This is a genomic window from Variovorax sp. 10L426 (assembly GCF_056395305.1).
In genome coordinates, this window is the sequence record NZ_JBFTJF010000006.1 from 107,463 (window position 1) to 128,013 (window position 20,551).

Consider the following 20,551-nt stretch of genomic DNA (forward strand, 5'->3'; position numbering starts at 1 on the left):
TCCGCAAAGGAGCCCTGGCCGCCCTGGCGATCCACGAGGCGCATGGAAGACCACGACCTCCTGCGCTATTCGCGCCACATCCTGCTTGAAGAATTCGGCATCGACGGCCAGGCGCGGGTGAGTGCGTCGCACGCGCTCGTCATCGGTGCCGGAGGGCTCGGTTCTCCGGCCCTGCTCTATCTCGCAGCAGCGGGGGTCGGCCGCATCACGCTCGTCGACGACGATGAGCTTGACCTGACGAATCTCCAACGGCAGGTGGCACACACGACCGCGCGCGTGGGGATGGCCAAGGTCGACTCGGCTGCCGAAGCCATGCGGGCCATCAATCCCGATATTTCCATCGAAACCCGCAAGCTGCGCGCCAACGACGAGTTGCTGGCGCAATGGGTGACGGCGGCCGACGTCGTGATCGACTGCAGCGACAACTTCCACACGCGCCACGCCGTCAACCGTGCGTGCGTGGCGCACGCGAAGCCCTTGGTGGCCGGCGCGGCCATCCGCTTCGACGGACAACTGAGCGTCTATGACACGCGCGATCCTGCCTCCCCATGCTATGCATGCCTGTTTCCGCCGGACGCGGAATTCGAGGAGACCCGTTGCGCAGTGCTCGGCGTATTTGCGCCAGTGGTCGGCACCATCGGCACCTTGCAGGCCAGCGAAGCCTTGAAGCTTCTCGCAGGGATCAGCCCCTCGCTGGCGGGCAGTCTGTTGATGTTCGACGGTCGCCGTACAACCTTCGACACTCTTCGCGTTGCGCGCGATCCGGACTGCAGCGTTTGCGGCCACCGCCCCGGGCCCTGAGCACTAACTGCCGTTCCCGATGGGCGGCGACTGCTTCCTTGCCTTGGCCGCGCCAGCCGCGGCTTCGCGCGATTCCGGCCGTTTCGCCTGCGTCAGGACGTCCTGGCAGTCGACGTCGCGCCCGGGGCCGGTTTCGATGGTCGCGGCAAGCGCAAGCAGAGGATTGATGACGCTCAACGCCGCGGCGGCCACACCGCGCGTGATCAATGGCCCCGTCTCGACGCCGACCTTCGGCGATGCAAACGTGCCGCGGATGAGGAGCGGCGTGCGCACCGCCAGGATGCTCTTGTCCTTGGGCTGCTGCCGAACCACGAGATTCATCGTCTCGTCCCGCAGGCTGACGTTCCCGGCACCGTAGAACACCGTGTCGCTCGTATCGAAGACGAGGCTGCGGCCGTTCATCACGCCCTTTTCGACATCGAACGCCAGCGCTGCGCATCGCAGCGTCACATTGCGATCGCCCCTGAGCAGAAACTTGATGATCTCGCCGCCGTCGAGACCGAGAACCTCCATCAGCAGATTGCTGATCTGCCCGCGGCCCGTGATGGCCGCGACGTCGCCAGACGCGGCACCCAACCAGCCAGCCACCGAATTACCGCGTCCGGAGAGGTTGATTCGCCCGTCCAACTTGTTGAAGCTCGTCTTCAGCGTTTCGACCTTCGGGATGAGGCGACTAAGCTGTATTCCCCGCACGTCGAGCGACGCGCGAATGTCGGCCGGATTCCGAGTGCCGTCGATACGTATCGCGCCGGCCACCTTGCCGCCGGCGACGCCCAATTCAAGCGGGTCCAGCATCAGCACGCCGTCCTTGAGCGTCACTTGCACGCTTCCCTTGTCCAGCGGCAGTTCCCGCACGTTCTCGATGCGATCGGCGGTGTATTTCACGTCGGCATTCATCGCATGCACGCGCTCGAAGTCGAGCGGCGCATCGGGCAGCACCTTGCGCCCGGCATCGTGCTTCGACCGACTGACCTGCTCGATGGTCGGGGGCGGCGCTACGCCTTCGACCGCGTTGACTGAACGGGCGGTCGGTGCCAGACCGATGAACGGACCGAGGTCGTCCATGTCGAGCACGCGCGAGCGGAGACTGCCGCTCAGGTGCGGCACCTCCTGGGCCTTGTCGAACGCCATCTCGCCGCCGATGTCGGAGAGCCCCAGCCGGCCTTTCATGCCCCGAATTTCCCACAACGATCCTTGTTTGTGGAGATTGCCGCTGAGCGCATAGGGCGGAGTCTGCGGCAGCGCTATGCCAAGAATGGGAAAGAGATTGCCGAGGTTCTGCCCCCTCAGCTCGACCTGGGCATCCAGACCATCCAGGGTTGCCAGCTCGACGACCGTGCCCTTCGCCTTCAGCCGGCCATGGCCGGCCCGGAGATCGATCTCGATCGGGAACGGCGACTTTCCCGGTGTATTGAGTTGCAGCACGTTGCCGGTGCGCCCATCGGCCGAAACCGGCTGATGCCGATAGCGGCCCTTGATCTCGAAGCTCAAGGGCATGTCGCCCCGGCTGCTGTCCAAGGTAAAGGCTGCATGCAGATCCACATCCTCGTGCTTCGCGAAAAAGTCGACAGTGCCGCCGTCGACCTGCAGCAAACCGATGGTCGGAACAGAGTCCTCATTGGCCGTGTCTTGGCCTAGCGCCCATGTGCGCCGCCCATCCTCTTCCACCTGAAGCCCGAGCGTCGGCGAACTCAGCACGAGACGCGGCAGCACAACCTTGCCAACGAGCAGCCGCCAGAATTCGACATCGAACTCCGCGCCTTCAGCCCGCACCAGGTACGGGTCTCGCGCCCAGGAAGGATTGGCGAATTCGACGCCATCAAGCTTGACCGTCGCAACGTGCCAGCCCGGCTTCACATCCAGCCGGCGCGTGATTTCGAAGTGACGGCCGGTGCGTTCGCTGACATAGCGATTGAGCGGCTCACGAAGAACGTCCCACGGGAAAAGCACCACGCCCAGAACCAGCACGGCGAACAGCCCCAGCAATGGAACGCCCAGCCTGAGCCAAACCGATCGACGCTTTGGCTTTGACGTTGGAGCCATCGCGGTCAAGGCAGAGCACCCCTTTCATGGCGATGTCGGGATCGCCGCAACCACGGCGACCGAATGTAACCAGCCTAATGTGAACGATGCGCACAGCAGGTCGGCGCCTGGCCGCAGCCGCTGTGAGGCCGGGCCTACGAGCGAGACGCCCGGGAACTCGTAAGAACAAGCCTACATCTGCAGACCGCGGAACCTTGCATCATCTGGGCCAATAAACGGTAGCATTTGCAACGACAGCTTTCCTTGGGGAGCAAGCAAGTACTCGCATGGCTCGCCAAGAGGCAGTGGTTCTTATGGACCCAAGATTGAAAACCTACATCGTCGAAGACAACGTCACGATCCGAGAGAATCTCGTCGGCACTCTGGAAGAACTCACGTGCATCTCGGCCATCGGTTTCGCGGAAACGGAAACCGAAGCCAGCCAATGGCTGAGTGAAAACGCCGACGCATGGGAACTGGCCATCGTCGACCTCTTCCTGAAGCAGGGAAGCGGCTTGGGCGTCCTTCAAGCCTGCATGTCGCGCCGTCCAAACCAGAAAGTGGTGGTTCTCAGCAATTACGCCACTCCCGACATCCGCAAGCGCTGCGCCCAGTTCGGCGTGGACGCAGTCTTCGACAAGTCAAACGAAATTGACGCCCTCATCGATTTCTGCATCGAGCAAGCCTCATCTCGCACCAAGCAGCACACCACCCGGAACTGACCCGGGCGATCTCAGGTTCGGGAGGCACCGCGGAACCGGCTCCGCCGGGCCGCTGGTGCCGCCCCCGGTAGGGGGTTGGCGAAGCGACACGAAGTGCGCGCAGCCTGGGGGCGAGCTTAATCAATCAATTTGTTTTTAAGGGCGTAGTACGTCAGGTCGCTGTTTGAAGACAGATTCATCTTCTCCATCAACCGCGTGCGATACGTACTCACGGTCTTGACCGACAACGACAGCGTCTTGGCGATATCCCCTGCCGTCTCGCCCTTTGCCAGCTTGAGGAACACTTGGAACTCGCGTTCAGAGAGTTGTTCGTGAGGCGCAGCGTCGTCCTTGCGATCAAGCTGGCGGGCCAGCAGTTCGGCCACTGCCGGCGTGATGTACCGACGGCCCAGCGAAATGGTGCGGATCGCGTTCACGATCTCGATCGGATCGCACTCCTTGTTGAGATAGCCGCTCGCGCCCTGACGGATGAGGTTCATCGCGTAGTGCTCTTCAGGGTACCCGCTCAGGATAAGAATTCCGACATCCGGCGCCTTGGCGCGAATCATCGCGAGCGCATCGATGCCGCTTTGGCCCGGCATCGACAGATCCATCACCAGCACGTCCAGTTCGGTCGTACGCACAAGTTCGATGGCCTCGCGGCCACTCGCTGCTTCACCTACCACGCGCAGGTCAACGTGCTCGGAAAAGAACTGCCGCAAGCCGGACCGCACGATGGCATGGTCGTCCACAATTCCGATCTTGATCATCTGTTACCTTCGTCGTTCGTCACGGCCATTTTGCGCCGCAACATGTCGATCCCTGGTCGATTTCGATTATTCCCGAATTTGAGATGTAGGCACCCCTCGGAGACCTCATGCGCTGGTTAGCTTTCCCGAAGATGGCCCTGAGCCTCACGCTCGCCACACTGGCAGCGCTGGCGCTTGTGAGCATCAACGAGGCCAGCTACCGCCAGTCCTACCAGGCCCTCGTCGAGGTCAGCGACGCACAGCGGGCGCGCACGGTGCTCAATCTGATGCTGCAGAACATCCTCGATGCTGAAACGGGCCAGCGGGGCTACCTGTTGACAGGCGAGGCGCGTTATCGCGAGCCCTACGACCAGGCGGTCAAGCAGGTCGACGGTCATTTGGCCGCGCTGCAGATCCTCTACGCCCAGCGGCCGGCACAGCTTGCTCAGTTGAGCCAGCTTTCGAAGCATGTGTCACGAAAGCTTGCTGAAATGGACATGAGCGTTCGCCTGCGCCAAAGCGGCAACGAGGACGCATGGAAATTCGTCATCACGACCGATGTGGGCCGCGAGGAAATGGACGCCATTCGCAACGAGGTCGGCGATCTCATCGCGATCAGCAGCGACGAACTCACGCGCGGGCAGCTCCAGATTACAAGGTCCCTCCGCTTTGCCCGCATCGGCATCGGCATCGTGGCGCTTGCCGGACTCATCGCTTTCTATCTCTATCTGAGACAGACGCATGCGCTGCGCTCGGTCGGCGAGCGTCAGCAACAGGCGCTGGAACGCGAACGCAATACGCTCGAGGGCGAGGTCCGCGAGCGCACCGCGACGTTGGCGGAGCTCGCCACCCACCTGCAACAGGTGCGCGAGACCGAGCGCGGCTATCTCGCGCGCGAACTGCACGACGAGCTGGGATCGCTCTTGACCGCCGCGAAGCTCGACGTCGCCCGCCTGAAATCCAGGCTGGCCGATTCGCCGGACGCGACGCAGCGGCTGCAGCATCTGAACGACCTGCTCAACAGCGGAATCGCGCTCAAGCGCCGCATCATCGAGGATCTCCGGCCGTCTTCGCTGGCCAATCTCGGGCTGGTCGCTTCGCTCGAGATCCTCGGGCGAGAGTTCGCTGAGCGCTCGAACATGGAAATCGAGATGGTGCTCGAGCCGGCCTCTCTCGATGAAGCGAACCAACTCACGGTCTATCGCATGGTGCAGGAAGGCCTCACCAACATCAGCAAGTACGCGCAGGCCACCGAGGCCAGCATCGTGATGAAGAACTACGGCAATCACGTCGTCGTCGAAGTCACGGACAACGGCAAGGGCTTCGACCCTCAGCACAGCCGCCCGTCGACCCACGGCCTCCAGGGCATGCGGCACCGTGTCGAGGCAGCCAAGGGCAAGCTCGCCATCGCGTCGAAGCCGGGCGAGGGTACGCGCCTGAGAGCCGTCCTGCCGTCGTCGCCAACCCGCTAGGCAAGCGCCGGCATTCGGCGATCGATCTCATTCGACCCTCTCCTACGCCCCGCGGCCATTGCTGCTGACAGGGCGCGAACGACGGCGCACTTAACGTCGGTTCCACATCAACGAGACCAATCTCGGAAGGAGTTCAACATGTTGCACTACGCAGTCGTGTTCCTCGTCATTGCCTTGATCGCCGCCCTCTTCGGATTCGGCGGCATTGCGGCAAGCGCCGTCGGCATCGCGAAGATCCTCTTCATCATCTTCCTGATCCTCGCGCTAGCAAGTTTCATCGCGGGCTTGATACGACGCGGGTAGCGTCGTTACGATGGGCAGGCACTCGCAACAACTCCCCTGGAAGGAAAACTTTTCATGAACACGACCGTGAAGACCCCCGCCCAACTGGCAGAAGACGCCCGACAAACTGCCAACGACGCCATCGACACAACGCGTGCCTATGCGCAGAACGCGGTGAACGCAGCCGGGGAAAAGGTTCGTGACCTGCGCCGTGATGCGGAGCCGGCAGTCGAACAGCTCGCCGCCCGGGTCCAGCAGGCAGTCCAACGCGGACTGGATGCGGCCTCGACCACCAGTGCCCGCGCGCAGCGCCGCCTCGAACAGGCCGCCGACGTCACCGGCAAGTACATCGCGGACCAGCCCGTTCGCTCCGTGCTGGTTGCCGCCGCAGCCGGCGCCGCGATCGCGGCGCTCATCGTGCTGGCCAGCCGCCGCCGGGACGACTACTGACCTAAGCCGTTTTCATTAACGGCTCCCAGCGAGCCTCAACCCGCCTGGCACCATGCTCCATCCCATTTACTCCACGGTGCTAGGGCATCCGGAGTTGATCGCTGATCACCTTGCGAACTATGGCGCGCTCCTTCGGCAGGAGACTGAAGAAGCAAGCCGCGACCTGATCGCCCGAACGGTCGCGGGCGTTCTTGCCGCAGTGAGCGCCATGCTGGCACTTGGCCTGATCGGCGTCGCCGTCATGCTCGGCTTCTTGCATGGCACGTTTCATTGGGTGCTCGCCGTCGTGCCGGGCGTTGCGGTATTGATCGCACTGATATCAGCCGGTATTGCCATGCGGCCGCGCGAATTCCATGCGTTCTCGGATCTGCGCGCGCAACTCGACGCGGATCTGCATGCGCTCCATCTGGCGGGAGAGCGGCATGAACATTGAACGAGACCAGCTCACTCCCCAGGAACGCCTGACGGTCTCGCGCCAGGCCCTGATCGCGCAGCTGTACGGCGAACAGTCCCATCCTGACGAGATCGATGCGGCCGAAGGGCCGCCTCCCCATCGCGGCGGCAAAGCCGGCGCCCGCCCCTACAACTGGAGTGCTGTGGCCGGCAATGTGGTCCGTCGCTGGTGGCGCAGACACCCGGCAAACGCTGCCGGCCAACTCGCGTTACCCGTGCTTGAACGATATGCACGCGAAGAACCCGCAAAGCTCGTCGCCGCGGCAGCCGCGACCGGCGCGCTGGTCGTGCTCGTCAAACCTTGGCGGCTGCTTTCCATCACTGCCGTGCTGGCGGCCGTGCTGAAGACTTCGGACGTGGCCGATCTGGTCACCACGCTCATGAAGAAAACCACGAACCCACGAAAGGATGCGCCATGAACACTGCTGTCAAAGAACGCCCGACCCGCTTGGTGCTCGATCAACGAGCCATCGATGCCGCGGCTTCCAAGAGCCTTGATGAAGGCGCCGTCACGCCCAGCTACGGGCCGTGGCGCGACGACATCGTCAAGCTGTTGAACGACGCGCTGGCAACGGAGCTGGTCTGCGTGCTGCGCTACAAGCGCCACTACTTCACTGCCAATGGCGAGGCATCGCCGAAAATCGCCGAGGAATTCCTCGTTCACGCGAACGAAGAATCCGGCCATGCGGACAGGATTGCCGAACGCATCGTGCAGCTTGGCGGCGAGCCGGATTTCAACCCAGCGTCCCTGCAAGAACGCAGCCACGCCGACTACGACGAATCCAGCGAGCTGCAGGCGATGGTGCGCGCCAATCTCGTTGCGGAGCGCATCGCGGTGGAGACCTATCGCCAGATGATCTCGCTCATCGGGGACAAGGATCCGACGACGCGCCGCATGCTCGAGGAAATCCTCGCGGACGAGGAGGAACACGCGGACGAACTGAAGGATTGGCTCGGCCACTGAGTCGCGGTCCGCCGACTTTTCCATCAAAAAAACCCGGCAGATGCCGGGTTTTTTGATGCGCGAACGCACAAGCTACATCGCCTTCACCTGAAGGTTGTTGTTGACCGCGCCGACGCCCTTCACGGACTTCGCGATCTCCTCTGCACGTGCCTTGGCCGCCGCATTGGGTGCCGGTCCGCTCAGGCTCACGACGCCGCCCTTGGTGTCGACGTCGATCTTGATCGCGCTCAGGTCAGGGTCCTTGGCAAGGCCCGTCGACACGCCGGCAGTGATGGCTGCATCGTCCATCGTCGCCGACGCATTGGCCGCAGTGGATTCCGTCTTGGCCCTGGCTTCACTGGCCATCTGGCCAGCCTTCGCCTTGGCATCCGCGCCCGCCTGCTCGGTCTTGGCAATTGCCGAATCCACCTTTTCACCCGCGGTCGGGCCCCCTGCCTTGTCACCGCAGGCCGTCAGCGCGAGGGCGCCGCCTGCCAGCAGCACAAAGAGGTTTTTTCGGAACTTTCCGGATGTGGGGTCGAAATCAGTCATGGAGAACCTCCTGTTCCTCGAAGAGAGGTGCCCGTGCATGGCGCGGGCCCTCGGTTCACAACTTGTCCGCATCGTCCTTGAGGGCGTCCTTCACCTGTTCCTTGGTATCGCCATAGGTCTTCTGCACCTTGCCGGCCGCCTGGTCGACGACGCCTTCCGTCTTCAACTTGTCGCTGCCGACCACCTTGCCGGCCGCTTCCTTGACCTTGCCCTTGGCCTCCTCGACGCGGCCTGCCACTTGATCCTTGTTCATGTTGAACTCCTTGGTGAATGGGTTGATGGATGGTTCGCCCGAACCACGCAAGTCAATCTAGCCAGCAGCACCCGTCGTCGCGCGGCGGCAGCGGCGCGACCTGCTGTAGGACATGGGGAAGTCAGGCTGTCACGATCCAGCCCTCGAGCGGATCGAGATCTGCCGGAAGGCCGTAGCCGGGGCCTTCGCTCGCCTTGTGTGCGGCGCCCCATGCGGCCTGGACGAGGCAAAGTGCGGCATCGATGAAATCGCCCTTTGCATCCGCCAGCATGCGTTCTCGCAAGGGGCAGGACAGTGCGAGACGGAGCCCTACGCGCGCGGATCCCTTTTCGAGCGCTGCAAGGAGATCGCCACGTGCGACACGGCGATCGACCGTCTGGGATGCCGCATCGTCGCTCTTGTAGCTTCGCCGGCCGATCAACTCCCGCGCCAGCAGTCCCGGATAGCCCTCCAGCGCAATGCGCGATCCGCCCCCTGACGGCATGTGAAGCCCCGGCAACTCGGCACCGGCTTCGATCAGGCAGGGCACGCCAGCGTGCAACATGAAAGCCACCGGCGGATTGACCCACTTCATCGACGGACTGGAGCCCGCCGGGCCATCCGTCACACGATGTGCGAACTTGCCGCCGATCGGGCGCGCCGCGCAAAACGCCGCGAAGGTGCTGCGGATTTCGGACCGTTCGAGCGCAGCGTAGTGGGCGATGAGCAGCGGCCATTCCAGGGGCCATCCCAGAAGGGTGACCAGTTCGCGCGGCAAGCCGAACGGAAAATCAAACGCGCCGAGCCATTCCGGTGTCTCAGCCAGCCAACGGCTCCAGGCGTCCAGCGAAGCAAAGCACTCGAAGTCGGACAGCTGTACGCAGCGATCTTCCAGCGTGCCGAGCGCGACGACGATGGGCTTGCGCGCGGTTGGCGAACTCGAAAAATCGCATCCGAGCAAGAGCATGGAACGGCTTCAATCCGCCGCGAAAGCCGCGGAACCTGGCATTGAAGGAAGATTCAGTGCCGGCCGACGATGGCGGCGGTGGCCATCAACTCTTCGAGCAGCGCCAGCGACACCTTGCCGGAGACCAAATAGGGGTCGAGCTCCGCCCTTTCGGAGTACTTGAGCAGCGTCGAGGCGTTGAGCTTCGACAGATTGACCTGCCCCATGGTCCATCCACCGAAACGGCGCTCCGAGATCTCTTCGTAGTGCAGCAGCACCACGTCCTTGTGGCGAGGATCGCGCTGGATGTGACCGTACAACTCGCTGATGGCCATCCGCCCACCTTCGATGGCCTGCAGGAAGACACCTGCGCCGTAGCAAAGGATGCCGGTGACGCCACACCCGGGATTGTGCGAACGCGATTGCGCAAGGATTTCGTCGATCGCGGCCTGGCTTGTGTCCACAGCGCGGCTTGCGTAGAGAAGGCGTACGAGCATGGCGTTCAGTGCTTGCGGGGAAGAAGGGAGAGAAATTCGCGGCGGAGATTCGGGTCCTTCAGGAATACCCCGCGCATCACGGAATTGATCATCTTGCTGTCCATTTCCTTGACGCCGCGCCACTGCATGCAGAAGTGCTCTGCCTCGACCACCAGCGCGAGACCATCGGGCTGTGTCTTTTCCTGGATCAGGTCGGCCAACTGAACCACGGCTTCCTCCTGGATCTGCGGACGGCCCATGACCCACTCGGCCAGCCGCGCATACTTCGACAGGCCGATCACATTGGTCTTCTCGTTGGGCATGACGCCGATCCACAGCTTGCCGATGATGGGGCAGAAATGGTGCGAGCAGGCACTGCGAACGGTGATCGGCCCGACGATCATCAGCTCATTGAGATGCTCCGCATTCGGGAATTCGGTCAGCGACGGCGGGGCCACGTAGCGCCCCCTGAACACCTCGTTGAGGTACATCTTTGCGACGCGACGGGCCGTGTTCTCGGTGTTGTGATCGTTCTCGAGGTCGATGACGAGGCTTTCGAGCACGTGCTTCATCTTGCCTTCGACCTCGTCGAGCAAATGCTCGAGCTCGCCCGGTTCGATGAACTCGGCGATGTTGTCGTTGGCGTTGAAACGTCTCCGGGCCGCCAGGAGGCGCTCCCGAATCTTGACGGACACGGGCGTGCCCTCGTCCTCAGCCCCTTCCGCGGGGCGCCGTGCGGCATCGATGGTCCTAAGCATCCGTGCATCCTAACAGCGAATGGACTTCGGGCAATTAGCCCTACAGCGCCTACAGCCCCTTCCTGCCTATCTATGTAGCTACTGTTTTGATAGCAAGAAGTCCGTCACCAGCGGGAGGTGGTCGGACATCCGGGCCCAGATCGGCCCTCGCGGCACCGCGCAGGCATGGAGTTCGAGTTGCCTGCCATAGATGAAATCGAGCTGGGTCACAGGCAGGCGCGAGGGATAGGTCAGCGGGCGCGGGCCGCGCAAGTCGCTCGAATCCCGCATGCCCATCGCATTCATGGCGTAGCGCATCCGCGCGCCCCAATCGTTGAAGTCGCCGGCCACGACCAGCGGCTCCTTGGGGGGAATTTCGCGTTCGATGAATTCGCGCAGCCGCGCGACCTGCCGGATGCGGCTTCCCTTGATCAGTCCCAGGTGCACGACGATCGCGTGGACCGGCTGGCCGTCGACTTCGATCGCGACGTGCAGCAGCCCACGTTGCTCGAAACGATGGTCCGAGATGTCCTGGTGCGTCTTGCGCAGCACCGGCCAACGCGTGAGCAGCGCATTGCCATGTTCGCCGTGCCGGGTGACGGCATTGGTCTCGTAGACCGCCGTATAGCCTTCCGGCGCCAGAAAATCGGCTTGTGGCTGCTCTGGCCAATGCCTGAACCGCACGGCAGCCTGGCGGTTCATCTTGCGCACCTCCTGAAGGCACACGATGTCCGCATCGAGCTGCTCGATGGCGTGGCCGAGGTTGTGGATTTCCAGGCGCCGCGCAGGCCCGATCCCCTGCACACCCTTGTGGATGTTGTACGTGGCCACGCGAAGGTTGTTGACCGGCGAATTCATCGCGCAAATTGTGGCAGGAGCAGTATCGCTTCGGCGTTCGACGGTGAAAAACAGGCGTCCGCTGCTTCGCGGTATGGCAGCCAGCGCCAGGCCGTGTGTTCGCGCGGATCCAGCTTCGGCGTCAGGCGATCCGGCACGCACAGTCCGAAAAGATGCTCCGTGTTGTGCGTGATCCCCGGCGCGTAGCGGGAACGCCAGCGCGGGTAGATCTCGTAGATGTTCTGGAGATTCCAGTCGGCCAGCCGCTGCGCGAGCTCAGTGCCGGGCCCGCAGGCGATGCCGGTTTCTTCTTCGACTTCGCGCACCGCCGTGAGCGTCAGCGCTTCGTCTTCGAAGTCCTTGCTGCCCGTGACTGACTGCCAGAAGTCCTCGGCATCGGCGCGACGGATCAACAGGACGTCCAGCGCCGGTGTGTGGATCACGACCAGCACCGACTCCGGGATCTTCCAGGGGCGCTCGCTCATGCTTGTCGCGCCCTTTCCGGTCTTCCGGTCGGATCAGGCCGCCGGCTGGGTGTTGCGCAGCTTGATGTGCAGCTCGCGCAGCTGCTTCTCGTCGACCGGGCTCGGCGCCTGCGTCAGCAAGTCCTGCGCACGCTGCGTTTTCGGGAACGCGATGACGTCGCGAATGGAGTCGGCGCCGCTCAGCAGCATGACCAAACGATCCAGACCGATCGCGATGCCGCCGTGCGGAGGCGCACCATACTGCAGGGCATCGAGCAGGAAGCCGAACTTGTTCTGCGCATCCTCGGCGCTGATCTTGAGAGCGCGGAAGACCTTGCTCTGCACTTCCTCGCGATGGATACGCACCGAACCGCCGCCCATCTCGATGCCGTTGAGCACCATGTCGTAGGCCTTGGAGATGCACTTCTCCGGTGCGGAGTCCATGAGGTCTTCGTGGCCGTCCTTCGGTGCCGTGAACGGATGATGCACGGCCGACCAGCGCTGGCCTTCCTCGTCGAATTCGAACATCGGGAAGTCGACCACCCACAACGGCGCCCAGCGGTCTTCGAACAGGCCATTTTTCTTGCCGAAGGCGCTGTGGCCGATCTTGACGCGCAGTGCGCCGATGGCATCGTTGACGATCTTGGCCTTGTCAGCGCCGAAGAACAGGATGTCGCCGTTGCGAGCGCCGGTGCGCGCGATGATCTCGGCCAGCGATGCGTCATTGAGGTTCTTGACGATCGGGCTCTGCAGGCCTTCACGGCCCTGCGCTGCGTCGTTGACCTTGATGTAGGCCAGACCCTTGGCGCCGTAGATCTTGACGAACTCGGTGTAGGCATCGATGTCGCCGCGCGAGAGACCGCCCTCGCCGCCGCCGCCCGGTACGCGCAACGCCACGACACGGCCGCCGGCCGTGCTGGCTGCCTGGGCGAACACCTTGAACTCGACATTGCGCATCACGTCGGTCAACTCGGTGAACTCGAGCTTGACGCGCAAGTCGGGCTTGTCGGAGCCGTACTTGAACATGGCGTCGCCATAGCTCATGACCGGGAACGGGGGCAGCTCGACTTCGGCCGCCGCGCGGAACACCTTGCGGATCATGCCTTCGAACATCTCGCGGATCTCTTCCTCGGCCATGAAGGACGTCTCGATGTCGATCTGCGTGAACTCGGGCTGGCGATCGGCGCGAAGATCTTCGTCGCGGAAGCACTTGACGATCTGGTAGTAGCGGTCGTAGCCGGCCACCATCAGCAGTTGCTTGAAGAGCTGCGGCGATTGGGGCAACGCGAAAAAACTGCCGTCGTGAACCCGGCTCGGCACCAGGTAGTCGCGCGCGCCTTCGGGCGTGGACTTGCCCAGCATCGGCGTTTCGATGTCGATGAAGCCATTGGCATCGAGGAACTTGCGGGCCTCCATCGTCACCTTGTAGCGCAGCATCATGTTGCGCTGCATCACGGGACGGCGCAGGTCCAGCACGCGATGCGTGAGGCGGGTCGTCTCGGAGAGGTTGTCGTCGTCGAGCAGGAACGGTGGCGTGACCGACGGATTCAGCACCTTCATCTCGTGGCACAGCACTTCGATCTTGCCGCTCTTGAGGTTCTCGTTGGTCGTGCCTGCGGGGCGGGCGCGCACGAGGCCGGTAACCTGCACGCAGAACTCGTTGCGCAGGCCTTCGGCGGCCGCAAACGTTGCGGCGCGGTCCGGGTCGCACACCACCTGAACGTAGCCTTCGCGGTCACGCAGGTCGATGAAGATCACGCCTCCATGGTCGCGCCGGCGATTGACCCAGCCGCAAAGGGTGACGGTTTGACCCAGAAGGGCTTCGGTCACGAGACCGCAATAGTTTGTACGCATGGCCATAGATGGATTCCGGCGCCGGTGGGCGCGTTTATTTGATCGCTATCGTCGCGGGGCCGCCAGGTACGACGACCCCCATCGACACGATGTACTTGAGCGCGTCGTCCACGCTCATCCTGAGTTCGATGCAGTCGCTGCGCTTGAGCATCACGAAATAGCCGCCCGTCGGGTTGGGTGTCGTCGGCACGTAGACGCCGAGGTAGTCACCGCCGCCCAGGTGTTCGACAACTTCCTGGCCAGGCGTGCCGGTGACGAAGGCGATCGTCCACACATCTTCACGCGGCCATTGGACCAGCACGGCAGTGCGAAATGCATTGCCGTTCTCGGAGAACAAGGTATCGGAAACCTGCTTGACGCTGGAATAGATCGAGCGCACGACCGGGATCCGGCGGACGACCGCATCGCCCCAGCCGAGCAGCCGCTTGCCGACGAAATTGCTCGCGATCGCGCCGACGGACAGCAGGATGCCCAGCGTGAGCAGGACGCCCAGCCCGCGCACCTTGTGGTCGTTGAGATACCTCTGCCACTGTTCGGGCAGCAGCCACAGCGTCTGATCCAGCGTGCCGATGATCCAGTTCAGCACGCCCAGCGTGATGGCCAGCGGAACGATGACCAGCAATCCGGACAGCAGCCATTTGCGCAACGCGAGCATGGCGTGGCGGCCTCAGTCGGCGCTGGGTGCGGGTGAAGCGGCGGGCGCGGGTGCGGGCGACGGCGCGGGCGTGGCCGCGGGAGCATCGGCCGGCTTGGCAGCTGGACCGTCAGCAGACGGGCTGGCGGCAGAACCCTTTTCGGCGCTGGCCTTCTTGCCGCCGTCGCGGAAATCGGTCGCATACCAACCAGAGCCCTTGAGCTGGAAGCCGGCAGCGGTCACTTGCTTGCTGAACGCACTTGCGCCGCAAGTCGGACACTCCGAGAGAGGTGCATCGGACATTTTCTGCAGCACGTCCTTGGCAAAGCCGCAGGCGCTGCACTTGTAGGCGTAGATAGGCATGGATAAGGACAAAAAGAGCGACCGGCGGCTGCTCGCAAAGCTCTCGATTATAGGGCGCCCCTCTCGGAGGGCGTCGTGTGGATCAGGCCGGGTCGACGGCAAGCGGCCTGTGCGGTGTCCGGGTATTGGAGACCCACTGCGGCGCCAGCGACCCGACCACCATGCCGCCGAACGAAGCCAGGAGCCCCGCCAGTTGGGCCGGGAATTCCTTGCCCCATGGCATTGCCAGGAACAGCAGCCAGACGCCGATGCCGAGCACCACCGAAGCCACGGCCCCCTGCGTGGTGGCGCGCTTCCAGTACAGGCCGCACACCAGCGGCACGAATGCCCCGACCAGCGGGACCTGATAGGCGCCCGAGACCAGTTCGTAGATGGGCGTCCCCTGCATCCGGATCGCATAGAGCAGCACCGCCGCGCTGAAAACCAGCACCGTGATCCGCATCGTCATGAGGTTCGACCGATCGCTGCCCGCCGGGCGGAACTGGCGCCAGATGTTCTCGGTGAAGGTCACGCTCGGTGCGAGCAGGGTCGCGGAGGCCGTCGACTTGATGGCCGAGAGCAGCGCACCGAAGAACAGCACCTGCATCACGAACGGCATCTTTTCGAGCACGAGCGTCGGCAAGACTTTCTGAGGGTCTTCCTTCAGCAACGTGGCGGTCTGCTCCGGCATGATCAGGAGCGCGCTTGTCACGAGGAACATCGGGACGAAGGCGAACAGGATGTAGGCGACGCCGCCGATCACCGGGCCGCGCGTGGCAGACTTGGCGCTGTTGGCGGACATCACGCGCTGGAACACGTCCTGCTGCGGGATCGAGCCCAGCATCATGGTGATCGCCGCGGCAAAGAAGAAGATCATGTCCTTCAGGGTCGGCTCGGGCCAGAACTTGAAGAGGTCCTTGCTGACGGCAAGCTCGACCACCTTGTCGGCGCCGCCGGCCATGTGGCCCGCGAACATCGCGATCACGGCGAGGCCCAGCACCAGGATGATCATCTGGATGAAGTCGGTCACCGCGACCGACCACATGCCGCCGAAGAGCGTGTAGGCCAGGATCGACACGACACCGATCACCATGCCCAGCGAGACGCCGATCGCACCGCCGGACAACACGTTGAACACCAACCCCAGCGCCGTCACCTGCGCGGACACCCACCCCAGGTAGCTCAGCATGATGATCAGCGAACAGGCGACCTCGATGGTCCGGCCGTAGCGTTCGCGGTAGTAGTCGCTGATGGTGAGCAGCGTCATGCGGTAGAGCTTGCCCGCGAAGAAGAGCCCGACCAGGATCAGGCAGGTGCCGGCGCCGAACGGGTCCTCGATCACCCCGTTCAGGCCGCCCTCGATAAACTTGGCGGGGATGCCAAGCACCGTCTCTGAGCCGAACCACGTCGCGAAGGTCGTCGTCACGATCATGTAGAGGGGCAGATGCCGCCCTGCGATCGCGAAGTCGGTGGTGTTCTTCACGCGCTTGGCTGCGTAGAGCCCGATCGCGATGGTGATCAACAGGTAGACGATGACCAAGGTCAACAGCACGGCGAATTTCTCCAATCAGAAAAGACGCACGCGCACCAGCACCTGCATCGCGATCAAACCCAATACAAAACCTATGCCACCGTAGATGATCGCCTGCAGCAAGCGGTTGGTCCGCTTCTGGGCCGCCAACAGCTCCAGCAGTTCACGGCGGTGGTCGGCGGGGCGATTTTCCAGGAAATCGTGCATGAGCCGCGGCAACTGGGGCAGCAATTTGGCGTACCGGGGGGCCTCGGCGCGCAACTGTTCGAACAGCTTGCGCGGGCCGATCTGCTCGCTCATCCACTTTTCGAGGAAAGGCTTGGCGGTGTTCCAGAGGTCCAGCTCCGGGTCGAGCTGCCGGCCAAGTCCCTCGATGTTCAGGAGGGTCTTCTGCAGCAGCACGAGTTGGGGCTGGATCTCGACGTGGAAGCGGCGAGAAGTCTGGAACAGCCGCATCAGCACCATGCCCAGGGAGATTTCCTTGAGCGGACGGTCGAAGTAAGGCTCGCACACCGTGCGGATCGCCGCCTCGAGTTCGTCGATGCGCGTGCCCACCGGAACCCAGCCGCTTTCGAGATGCAGCTCGGCCACCCGCTTGTAGTCGCGGCGGAAGAAGGCGACGAAGTTCTGCGCGAGGTATTCCTTGTCGGACTCCGTCAGCGTTCCGATGATGCCGAAATCGAGCGACACGTAGCGGCCGAAGGTCTCCGCCTCCAGGCTCACCTGGATGTTGCCGGGGTGCATGTCGGCATGGAAGAACCCGTCGCGGAACACCTGCGTGAAGAAGAGGGTGACGCCGTCCCGAGCCAACTTCGGGATGTCGACGCCGGCCGCGCGCAGACGGTCGAGCTGGGCGATCGGCACGCCCTTCATGCGCTCCATGACGATCACTTCGGGGTGGCAGAAATCCCAGAACATTTCCGGGATCAGCACCAGCTTGAGCGGCTCCATGTTGCGACGCAACTGGGCGGCGTTGGCGGCTTCGCGCACCAGGTCGAGCTCGTCGTGCAGGTACTTGTCGAACTCGGCGACCACCTCGCGCGGCTTCAGGCGCTTGCCGTCAGCGGAGAGCCCCTCGACCCAGCCGGCCATCATGGCCATCAGCGCGAGATCCTTCTCGATGATGTCGCGCATGCCGGGACGCAGCACCTTGACCGCCGCCTCGCGCACGGTGCCGTCGGTCCATCGGACGGTCGCGAAATGCACCTGGGCGATCGACGCGCTCGCCACGGGCGTTTCGTCGAACTCCACGAAGATGTCGCCGACCGGTCGGCGGAAGGCACGCTCGATCGTTGCGATGGCTACCTTCGACGGGAAGGGCGGCACCCGGTCCTGCAGCCATGCAAGCTCGTCGGCGATATCCGGGGGCAGCAGGTCGCGTCGAGTCGACAGCACCTGGCCGAACTTGACGAAGATCGGCCCAAGCCGTTCCAACGCCTCACGCAGACGCTGGCCGCGCGGCGCGTCGAGATTGCGGCCGACCGAGACAACCCGGGCCACCACGCGAAGCCAAGGCTTCTGGAGGCTCGTGAGCACGAGTTCGTCGAGGCCGTAGCGGAGCGCGACCCAGACGATGAAGATGCCGCGATAAAAACGCCTCATTCGGCGCCCGCGGGCCCGCCGGCCTTGCCGGAGCGTTCGCCGACAAAGCGCCGCAACCCCTCCACCACGCGACGGGCACCCGTCGCGATCGTGTGCGCCGGCACATCGCCGATCACGCGCGCAAGATCGTCCTCCACGTCCCAACGCACATGGTCGACCAGCCAGTTGACCTCGGCGGCCAATTGCACGTCGCCCTCGATGCGAACGGCGGGCTTATCGCCGCGGAAGGCCGCCCGGGCAAGACCGAAGGGAGACTCCTCCGTCACGGTCAGCGTGAGTTCGGGCACAGCGTCTTCGGGCGCCAGGTCGAGCAGACCGGCGGGCGTCGCGACGAACTTCATCGTCACGAAGCGCCATTCGAACAGCGCCACCCTTCCCTGCTGACGCATCAGCCGTTGTTGGGCCTCAGGCTCCTGCTGCAACACGTGATTCAAGAACAGCACTGTCCGGTGCTGGATCTCGTGGATCGCCCAGCCGGGCGGCTGCAACCGCTCGCCAACGCGATTGAATAGATCGTCAAAAAATGAAAATGGGGACGATGGTGTAACCATGTCCCCATTATCCCGGTCTTGCGACCGGATCGAGCCGCCGTTGACTTACTGAAGTGCCTGGACGCCAGCTACGAGCCAGCCGCTCGTGCCGCTCGTCGGCTTGGTCATGTTCCAGACTTCGCGGAACGGGCTCGGCCCCGAGGAGATGTCTTCGCGAATCATGCCGGAGAACTCGACGCTGGCCAGATAGGCGTCGGGCAGTTCCTCGATCCCGAGCAGCTTGGCGTCGAGCATCACGACTTCGGTCTTGTTCGGCTGTCCGCCCGTGTGGGCTTCGCGTTCGGCCAACTGCTGGCGGATTTCGCCGACCATGCCATCGGTCATCATCGACCGCAGCGTGGTGATATCGGCCCGGTCCCAGGCGTCCTGCAAGGTCACGAAATTGCGCTTGGCGGCGTTGAGGAAGCCATCGGCATCGAAGCCTGCAGGAATACCCCAGGTCTGGGAGCCGGCCAGCGCCGACCCGATCATGCTGCCGCCCGCGGCCGCGGCGCCCGCCATGGACGACCCGCCGGTGCTGGCCGGGTGCTCCGCCTGGGCCGGGGAAGCGTCGAAGGCGGCATGGTTGCGTTCCCACGGACGCGCCGAGGCATCGTTGCCAACATTGTTGGGGCTGTACTGCACGGGCGCGGTCGCATCCGCCGGGCTGCCTGCGCCTTGGAACGCGAAACCGCCAGTACGCGCTGCTGGCGTCGAGCGCGAACGCGCCGAAAAGATGCGCCACACGACCACTGCGGCCAGCACCAGAAGACCGATCAGCAGAATGTTGCCGAAAGCGGCGCCGAGTCCGAGGGAATTGGCCAGCCACGCCAGGCCCAGGCCTGCGGCCAGACCGCCGAGCATGCCAGCCCATGGACGCTTGGGCGCCGCAGCAGGCGTGGCCGCGGGTGTTGCGGGTGCGGGCTTGGCCGCGGCGTTGTTCGCGCTCTGGGCCGGCGCACCCGGTGCGGCGGGGCTTGCCGGCGGCGTCGCCTGGCGTTGGGTCACGTTGCTCGACTGCTTGCCGAACGACCTTCCGCCACCCAGGCGTGCAGCGTCGGCATCGATGCTCACGACGGCCAGCGCACACACCAGCATGACGGACCAAAAATTCTTCATGACGTCTCCTCTACGGCAAACAGCTTCAACACTTGATTCCAACATGCAGCGCGACAACACCGCCCGTCATGTTGTGATAGTCCACATGCCCGAAACCGCCCTCCTTCATGAGGGTCTTGAGTTCCTCTTGCGCAGGATGCATGCGGATGGACTCGGCCAGGTAGCGATAGCTGGCGTCATCACCCGCCACGACCTTGCCCAGGCGCGGCAGCACACTGAACGAATACCAGTCGTACGCCTTCTGCAACGGCTTGGCGACCTTGGAAAATTCGAGCACCAGCAACTTGCCGCGCGGCTTCAGCACACGGTTCATTTCCTTGATCGCAATGTCCTTGTGCGTCATGTTGCGCAGGCCGAAAGCCACGGTCACGACGTCGAAGTGATCGTCCGGAAAAGGCAGCTTCTCCGCATCGCAGACCAGCGTGGGCAATGCAACGCCGGCATCGAGCAACCGATCGCGCCCGGTGCGCAGCATGGCCTCGTTGATGTCGGTGTGCACCACCTCACCGGTGGTGCCGACCTTCTTGGCGAAGGCGAGCGCGAGGTCGCCGGTGCCGCCGGCGATGTCGAGCACCTTGGAGCCCTCGCCCACGTTGGCGACCATGATGGTGTATGCCTTCCACGCCCGATGGAGACCCATCGACATGAGGTCGTTCATGAGGTCGTAGCGCGAGGCGACCGAATCGAACACGCCGCGCACGCGTCCTGCCTTGTCGCGCTCGTCGACCGATTCGAAACCGAAATGGGTGGTACTCATGCTCCCGATGTTAGGCCGGAAGCGTTCATACCGCGCCGACGACCCCGCAGGGACACCGGGCATTT

Annotated in this window: 25 protein-coding genes; 8 read left to right on the forward strand and 17 right to left on the reverse strand. The window is 63.7% G+C overall.

Annotation, left to right across the window (positions count from 1 at the left end):
- Nucleotides 1-42: 42 nt before the first annotated feature.
- Nucleotides 43-801 (forward strand): HesA/MoeB/ThiF family protein, encoded by a 759-nt coding sequence (locus AC1DHL_RS10770; protein ID WP_478098306.1) that lies wholly within the window; start codon nucleotides 43-45, stop codon nucleotides 799-801.
- A 3-nt stretch (nucleotides 802-804) separates the two neighbouring features.
- On the opposite strand, the gene AC1DHL_RS10775 is transcribed toward AC1DHL_RS10770, so the two are convergent.
- Nucleotides 805-2,787 (reverse strand): AsmA family protein, encoded by a 1,983-nt coding sequence (locus tag AC1DHL_RS10775; RefSeq protein ID WP_478162003.1) that lies wholly within the window; start codon nucleotides 2,785-2,787, stop codon nucleotides 805-807.
- Between the two features lie 350 nt (nucleotides 2,788-3,137).
- On the opposite strand from AC1DHL_RS10775, the gene AC1DHL_RS10780 reads away from it, so the two are divergent.
- Nucleotides 3,138-3,545, forward strand: coding sequence for a response regulator (locus AC1DHL_RS10780; protein ID WP_478098308.1), 408 nt, complete (start codon nucleotides 3,138-3,140; stop codon nucleotides 3,543-3,545).
- Nucleotides 3,546-3,661: 116 nt separating this feature from the next.
- On the opposite strand, the gene AC1DHL_RS10785 is transcribed toward AC1DHL_RS10780, so the two are convergent.
- Nucleotides 3,662-4,294: a response regulator gene (locus tag AC1DHL_RS10785; protein WP_028249172.1), complete on the reverse strand. Its 633-nt coding sequence runs from the start codon at nucleotides 4,292-4,294 to the stop codon at nucleotides 3,662-3,664.
- Between the two features lie 107 nt (nucleotides 4,295-4,401).
- Here AC1DHL_RS10785 and AC1DHL_RS10790 point away from each other — a divergent pair, with 107 nt between their 5' ends.
- From AC1DHL_RS10790 to AC1DHL_RS10815, 6 genes are all read left to right on the forward strand, one after another.
- Nucleotides 4,402-5,745 (forward strand): CHASE3 domain-containing protein, encoded by a 1,344-nt coding sequence (locus AC1DHL_RS10790; RefSeq protein WP_478098311.1) that lies wholly within the window; start codon nucleotides 4,402-4,404, stop codon nucleotides 5,743-5,745.
- Nucleotides 5,746-5,883: 138 nt separating this feature from the next.
- The gene (locus AC1DHL_RS10795; RefSeq protein ID WP_478098313.1) at nucleotides 5,884-6,048 is read left to right on the forward strand and encodes a DUF1328 domain-containing protein; all 165 of its coding nucleotides are present in this window, start codon (nucleotides 5,884-5,886) and stop codon (nucleotides 6,046-6,048) included.
- 54 nt (nucleotides 6,049-6,102) lie between these two features.
- Entirely contained in the window at nucleotides 6,103-6,477 is a 375-nt protein-coding gene (locus AC1DHL_RS10800) for a hypothetical protein (protein WP_478098315.1), read from the forward strand.
- A 52-nt stretch (nucleotides 6,478-6,529) separates the two neighbouring features.
- The gene (locus AC1DHL_RS10805) at nucleotides 6,530-6,910 is read left to right on the forward strand and encodes a hypothetical protein (RefSeq protein ID WP_478098317.1); all 381 of its coding nucleotides are present in this window, start codon (nucleotides 6,530-6,532) and stop codon (nucleotides 6,908-6,910) included.
- The gene (locus AC1DHL_RS10810; protein WP_478098319.1) at nucleotides 6,900-7,349 is read left to right on the forward strand and encodes a hypothetical protein; all 450 of its coding nucleotides are present in this window, start codon (nucleotides 6,900-6,902) and stop codon (nucleotides 7,347-7,349) included. Before AC1DHL_RS10805 ends, AC1DHL_RS10810 begins: the two co-directional genes overlap by 11 nt.
- Nucleotides 7,346-7,894 carry a ferritin-like domain-containing protein gene (locus AC1DHL_RS10815; protein ID WP_478098324.1) on the forward strand — a complete coding sequence of 183 codons (549 nt, stop codon included), beginning with the start codon at nucleotides 7,346-7,348 and terminating at the stop codon, nucleotides 7,892-7,894. The genes AC1DHL_RS10810 and AC1DHL_RS10815 overlap by 4 nt, the downstream gene beginning before the upstream one ends.
- Nucleotides 7,895-7,966: 72 nt before the next feature.
- Here the strand turns inward: AC1DHL_RS10815 and AC1DHL_RS10820 are convergent, their stop codons facing one another.
- From AC1DHL_RS10820 to ubiE, 15 genes are all read right to left on the reverse strand, one after another.
- On the reverse strand, nucleotides 7,967-8,425 hold the full coding sequence (locus AC1DHL_RS10820; RefSeq protein WP_478098327.1) for a BON domain-containing protein: 459 nt from the start codon (nucleotides 8,423-8,425) through the stop codon (nucleotides 7,967-7,969).
- Nucleotides 8,426-8,480: 55 nt separating this feature from the next.
- Complete coding sequence (locus AC1DHL_RS10825; protein WP_478098329.1) at nucleotides 8,481-8,678, reverse strand: CsbD family protein; 198 nt, start codon at nucleotides 8,676-8,678, stop codon at nucleotides 8,481-8,483.
- Nucleotides 8,679-8,799: 121 nt separating this feature from the next.
- The gene (locus tag AC1DHL_RS10830) at nucleotides 8,800-9,624 is read right to left on the reverse strand and encodes a DUF429 domain-containing protein (protein ID WP_478098332.1); all 825 of its coding nucleotides are present in this window, start codon (nucleotides 9,622-9,624) and stop codon (nucleotides 8,800-8,802) included.
- A 53-nt stretch (nucleotides 9,625-9,677) separates the two neighbouring features.
- Nucleotides 9,678-10,100, reverse strand: a complete 423-nt coding sequence (locus AC1DHL_RS10835) for a BLUF domain-containing protein (RefSeq protein WP_478098336.1) — start codon at nucleotides 10,098-10,100, stop codon at nucleotides 9,678-9,680.
- Nucleotides 10,101-10,105: 5 nt separating this feature from the next.
- A complete protein-coding gene (gene folE / locus AC1DHL_RS10840) occupies nucleotides 10,106-10,837 on the reverse strand; it encodes a GTP cyclohydrolase I (RefSeq protein ID WP_478162004.1) in 732 nt (243 codons plus the stop codon).
- 78 nt (nucleotides 10,838-10,915) lie between these two features.
- The gene (locus AC1DHL_RS10845; protein WP_478098341.1) at nucleotides 10,916-11,674 is read right to left on the reverse strand and encodes an endonuclease/exonuclease/phosphatase family protein; all 759 of its coding nucleotides are present in this window, start codon (nucleotides 11,672-11,674) and stop codon (nucleotides 10,916-10,918) included.
- Nucleotides 11,671-12,138 (reverse strand): dihydroneopterin triphosphate diphosphatase, encoded by a 468-nt coding sequence (nudB, locus tag AC1DHL_RS10850; RefSeq protein ID WP_478162005.1) that lies wholly within the window; start codon nucleotides 12,136-12,138, stop codon nucleotides 11,671-11,673. Before nudB ends, AC1DHL_RS10845 begins: the two co-directional genes overlap by 4 nt.
- Nucleotides 12,139-12,171: 33 nt before the next feature.
- Nucleotides 12,172-13,977 carry an aspartate--tRNA ligase gene (gene aspS / locus AC1DHL_RS10855; RefSeq protein ID WP_478162006.1) on the reverse strand — a complete coding sequence of 602 codons (1,806 nt, stop codon included), beginning with the start codon at nucleotides 13,975-13,977 and terminating at the stop codon, nucleotides 12,172-12,174.
- A 28-nt stretch (nucleotides 13,978-14,005) separates the two neighbouring features.
- The gene (locus tag AC1DHL_RS10860; RefSeq protein ID WP_478098347.1) at nucleotides 14,006-14,626 is read right to left on the reverse strand and encodes a DUF502 domain-containing protein; all 621 of its coding nucleotides are present in this window, start codon (nucleotides 14,624-14,626) and stop codon (nucleotides 14,006-14,008) included.
- A 12-nt stretch (nucleotides 14,627-14,638) separates the two neighbouring features.
- A complete protein-coding gene (locus AC1DHL_RS10865; protein WP_478162007.1) occupies nucleotides 14,639-14,968 on the reverse strand; it encodes an FmdB family zinc ribbon protein in 330 nt (109 codons plus the stop codon).
- A gap of 82 nt (nucleotides 14,969-15,050) precedes the next feature.
- Nucleotides 15,051-16,499 (reverse strand): high affinity choline transporter 1, encoded by a 1,449-nt coding sequence (locus AC1DHL_RS10870; RefSeq protein ID WP_478162008.1) that lies wholly within the window; start codon nucleotides 16,497-16,499, stop codon nucleotides 15,051-15,053.
- Nucleotides 16,500-16,514: 15 nt separating this feature from the next.
- Nucleotides 16,515-18,080 carry a ubiquinone biosynthesis regulatory protein kinase UbiB gene (ubiB, locus tag AC1DHL_RS10875; protein WP_478162009.1) on the reverse strand — a complete coding sequence of 522 codons (1,566 nt, stop codon included), beginning with the start codon at nucleotides 18,078-18,080 and terminating at the stop codon, nucleotides 16,515-16,517.
- Complete coding sequence (locus AC1DHL_RS10880) at nucleotides 18,077-18,631, reverse strand: ubiquinone biosynthesis accessory factor UbiJ (protein WP_478162010.1); 555 nt, start codon at nucleotides 18,629-18,631, stop codon at nucleotides 18,077-18,079. The genes ubiB and AC1DHL_RS10880 overlap by 4 nt, the downstream gene beginning before the upstream one ends.
- A gap of 45 nt (nucleotides 18,632-18,676) precedes the next feature.
- Nucleotides 18,677-19,729 (reverse strand): Tim44 domain-containing protein, encoded by a 1,053-nt coding sequence (locus AC1DHL_RS10885; protein WP_478162011.1) that lies wholly within the window; start codon nucleotides 19,727-19,729, stop codon nucleotides 18,677-18,679.
- A 25-nt stretch (nucleotides 19,730-19,754) separates the two neighbouring features.
- On the reverse strand, nucleotides 19,755-20,486 hold the full coding sequence (gene ubiE, locus AC1DHL_RS10890; RefSeq protein WP_478162012.1) for a bifunctional demethylmenaquinone methyltransferase/2-methoxy-6-polyprenyl-1,4-benzoquinol methylase UbiE: 732 nt from the start codon (nucleotides 20,484-20,486) through the stop codon (nucleotides 19,755-19,757).
- Between the last annotated feature and the right edge of the window lie 65 nt (nucleotides 20,487-20,551).

Bases quoted from the DNA above. Each gene is read 5' to 3' on its own strand.
- AC1DHL_RS10770 (WP_478098306.1), top strand. From the start codon at position 43: ATGGAAGACCACGACCTCCTGCGCTATTCGCGCCACATCCTGCTTGAA.
- AC1DHL_RS10780 (WP_478098308.1), top strand. From the start codon at position 3,138: ATGGACCCAAGATTGAAAACCTACATCGTCGAAGACAACGTCACGATC.
- AC1DHL_RS10785 (WP_028249172.1), bottom strand. From the start codon at position 4,294: ATGATCAAGATCGGAATTGTGGACGACCATGCCATCGTGCGGTCCGGC.
- AC1DHL_RS10790 (WP_478098311.1), top strand. From the start codon at position 4,402: ATGCGCTGGTTAGCTTTCCCGAAGATGGCCCTGAGCCTCACGCTCGCC.
- AC1DHL_RS10795 (WP_478098313.1), top strand. From the start codon at position 5,884: ATGTTGCACTACGCAGTCGTGTTCCTCGTCATTGCCTTGATCGCCGCC.
- AC1DHL_RS10800 (WP_478098315.1), top strand. From the start codon at position 6,103: ATGAACACGACCGTGAAGACCCCCGCCCAACTGGCAGAAGACGCCCGA.
- AC1DHL_RS10805 (WP_478098317.1), top strand. From the start codon at position 6,530: ATGCTCCATCCCATTTACTCCACGGTGCTAGGGCATCCGGAGTTGATC.
- AC1DHL_RS10810 (WP_478098319.1), top strand. From the start codon at position 6,900: ATGAACATTGAACGAGACCAGCTCACTCCCCAGGAACGCCTGACGGTC.
- AC1DHL_RS10815 (WP_478098324.1), top strand. From the start codon at position 7,346: ATGAACACTGCTGTCAAAGAACGCCCGACCCGCTTGGTGCTCGATCAA.
- AC1DHL_RS10820 (WP_478098327.1), bottom strand. From the start codon at position 8,425: ATGACTGATTTCGACCCCACATCCGGAAAGTTCCGAAAAAACCTCTTT.
- AC1DHL_RS10825 (WP_478098329.1), bottom strand. From the start codon at position 8,678: ATGAACAAGGATCAAGTGGCAGGCCGCGTCGAGGAGGCCAAGGGCAAG.
- AC1DHL_RS10830 (WP_478098332.1), bottom strand. From the start codon at position 9,624: ATGCTCTTGCTCGGATGCGATTTTTCGAGTTCGCCAACCGCGCGCAAG.
- AC1DHL_RS10835 (WP_478098336.1), bottom strand. From the start codon at position 10,100: ATGCTCGTACGCCTTCTCTACGCAAGCCGCGCTGTGGACACAAGCCAG.
- folE (WP_478162004.1), bottom strand. From the start codon at position 10,837: ATGCTTAGGACCATCGATGCCGCACGGCGCCCCGCGGAAGGGGCTGAG.
- AC1DHL_RS10845 (WP_478098341.1), bottom strand. From the start codon at position 11,674: ATGAATTCGCCGGTCAACAACCTTCGCGTGGCCACGTACAACATCCAC.
- nudB (WP_478162005.1), bottom strand. From the start codon at position 12,138: ATGAGCGAGCGCCCCTGGAAGATCCCGGAGTCGGTGCTGGTCGTGATC.
- aspS (WP_478162006.1), bottom strand. From the start codon at position 13,977: ATGGCCATGCGTACAAACTATTGCGGTCTCGTGACCGAAGCCCTTCTG.
- AC1DHL_RS10860 (WP_478098347.1), bottom strand. From the start codon at position 14,626: ATGCTCGCGTTGCGCAAATGGCTGCTGTCCGGATTGCTGGTCATCGTT.
- AC1DHL_RS10865 (WP_478162007.1), bottom strand. From the start codon at position 14,968: ATGCCTATCTACGCCTACAAGTGCAGCGCCTGCGGCTTTGCCAAGGAC.
- ubiB (WP_478162009.1), bottom strand. From the start codon at position 18,080: ATGAGGCGTTTTTATCGCGGCATCTTCATCGTCTGGGTCGCGCTCCGC.
- AC1DHL_RS10880 (WP_478162010.1), bottom strand. From the start codon at position 18,631: ATGGTTACACCATCGTCCCCATTTTCATTTTTTGACGATCTATTCAAT.
- AC1DHL_RS10885 (WP_478162011.1), bottom strand. From the start codon at position 19,729: ATGAAGAATTTTTGGTCCGTCATGCTGGTGTGTGCGCTGGCCGTCGTG.
- ubiE (WP_478162012.1), bottom strand. From the start codon at position 20,486: ATGAGTACCACCCATTTCGGTTTCGAATCGGTCGACGAGCGCGACAAG.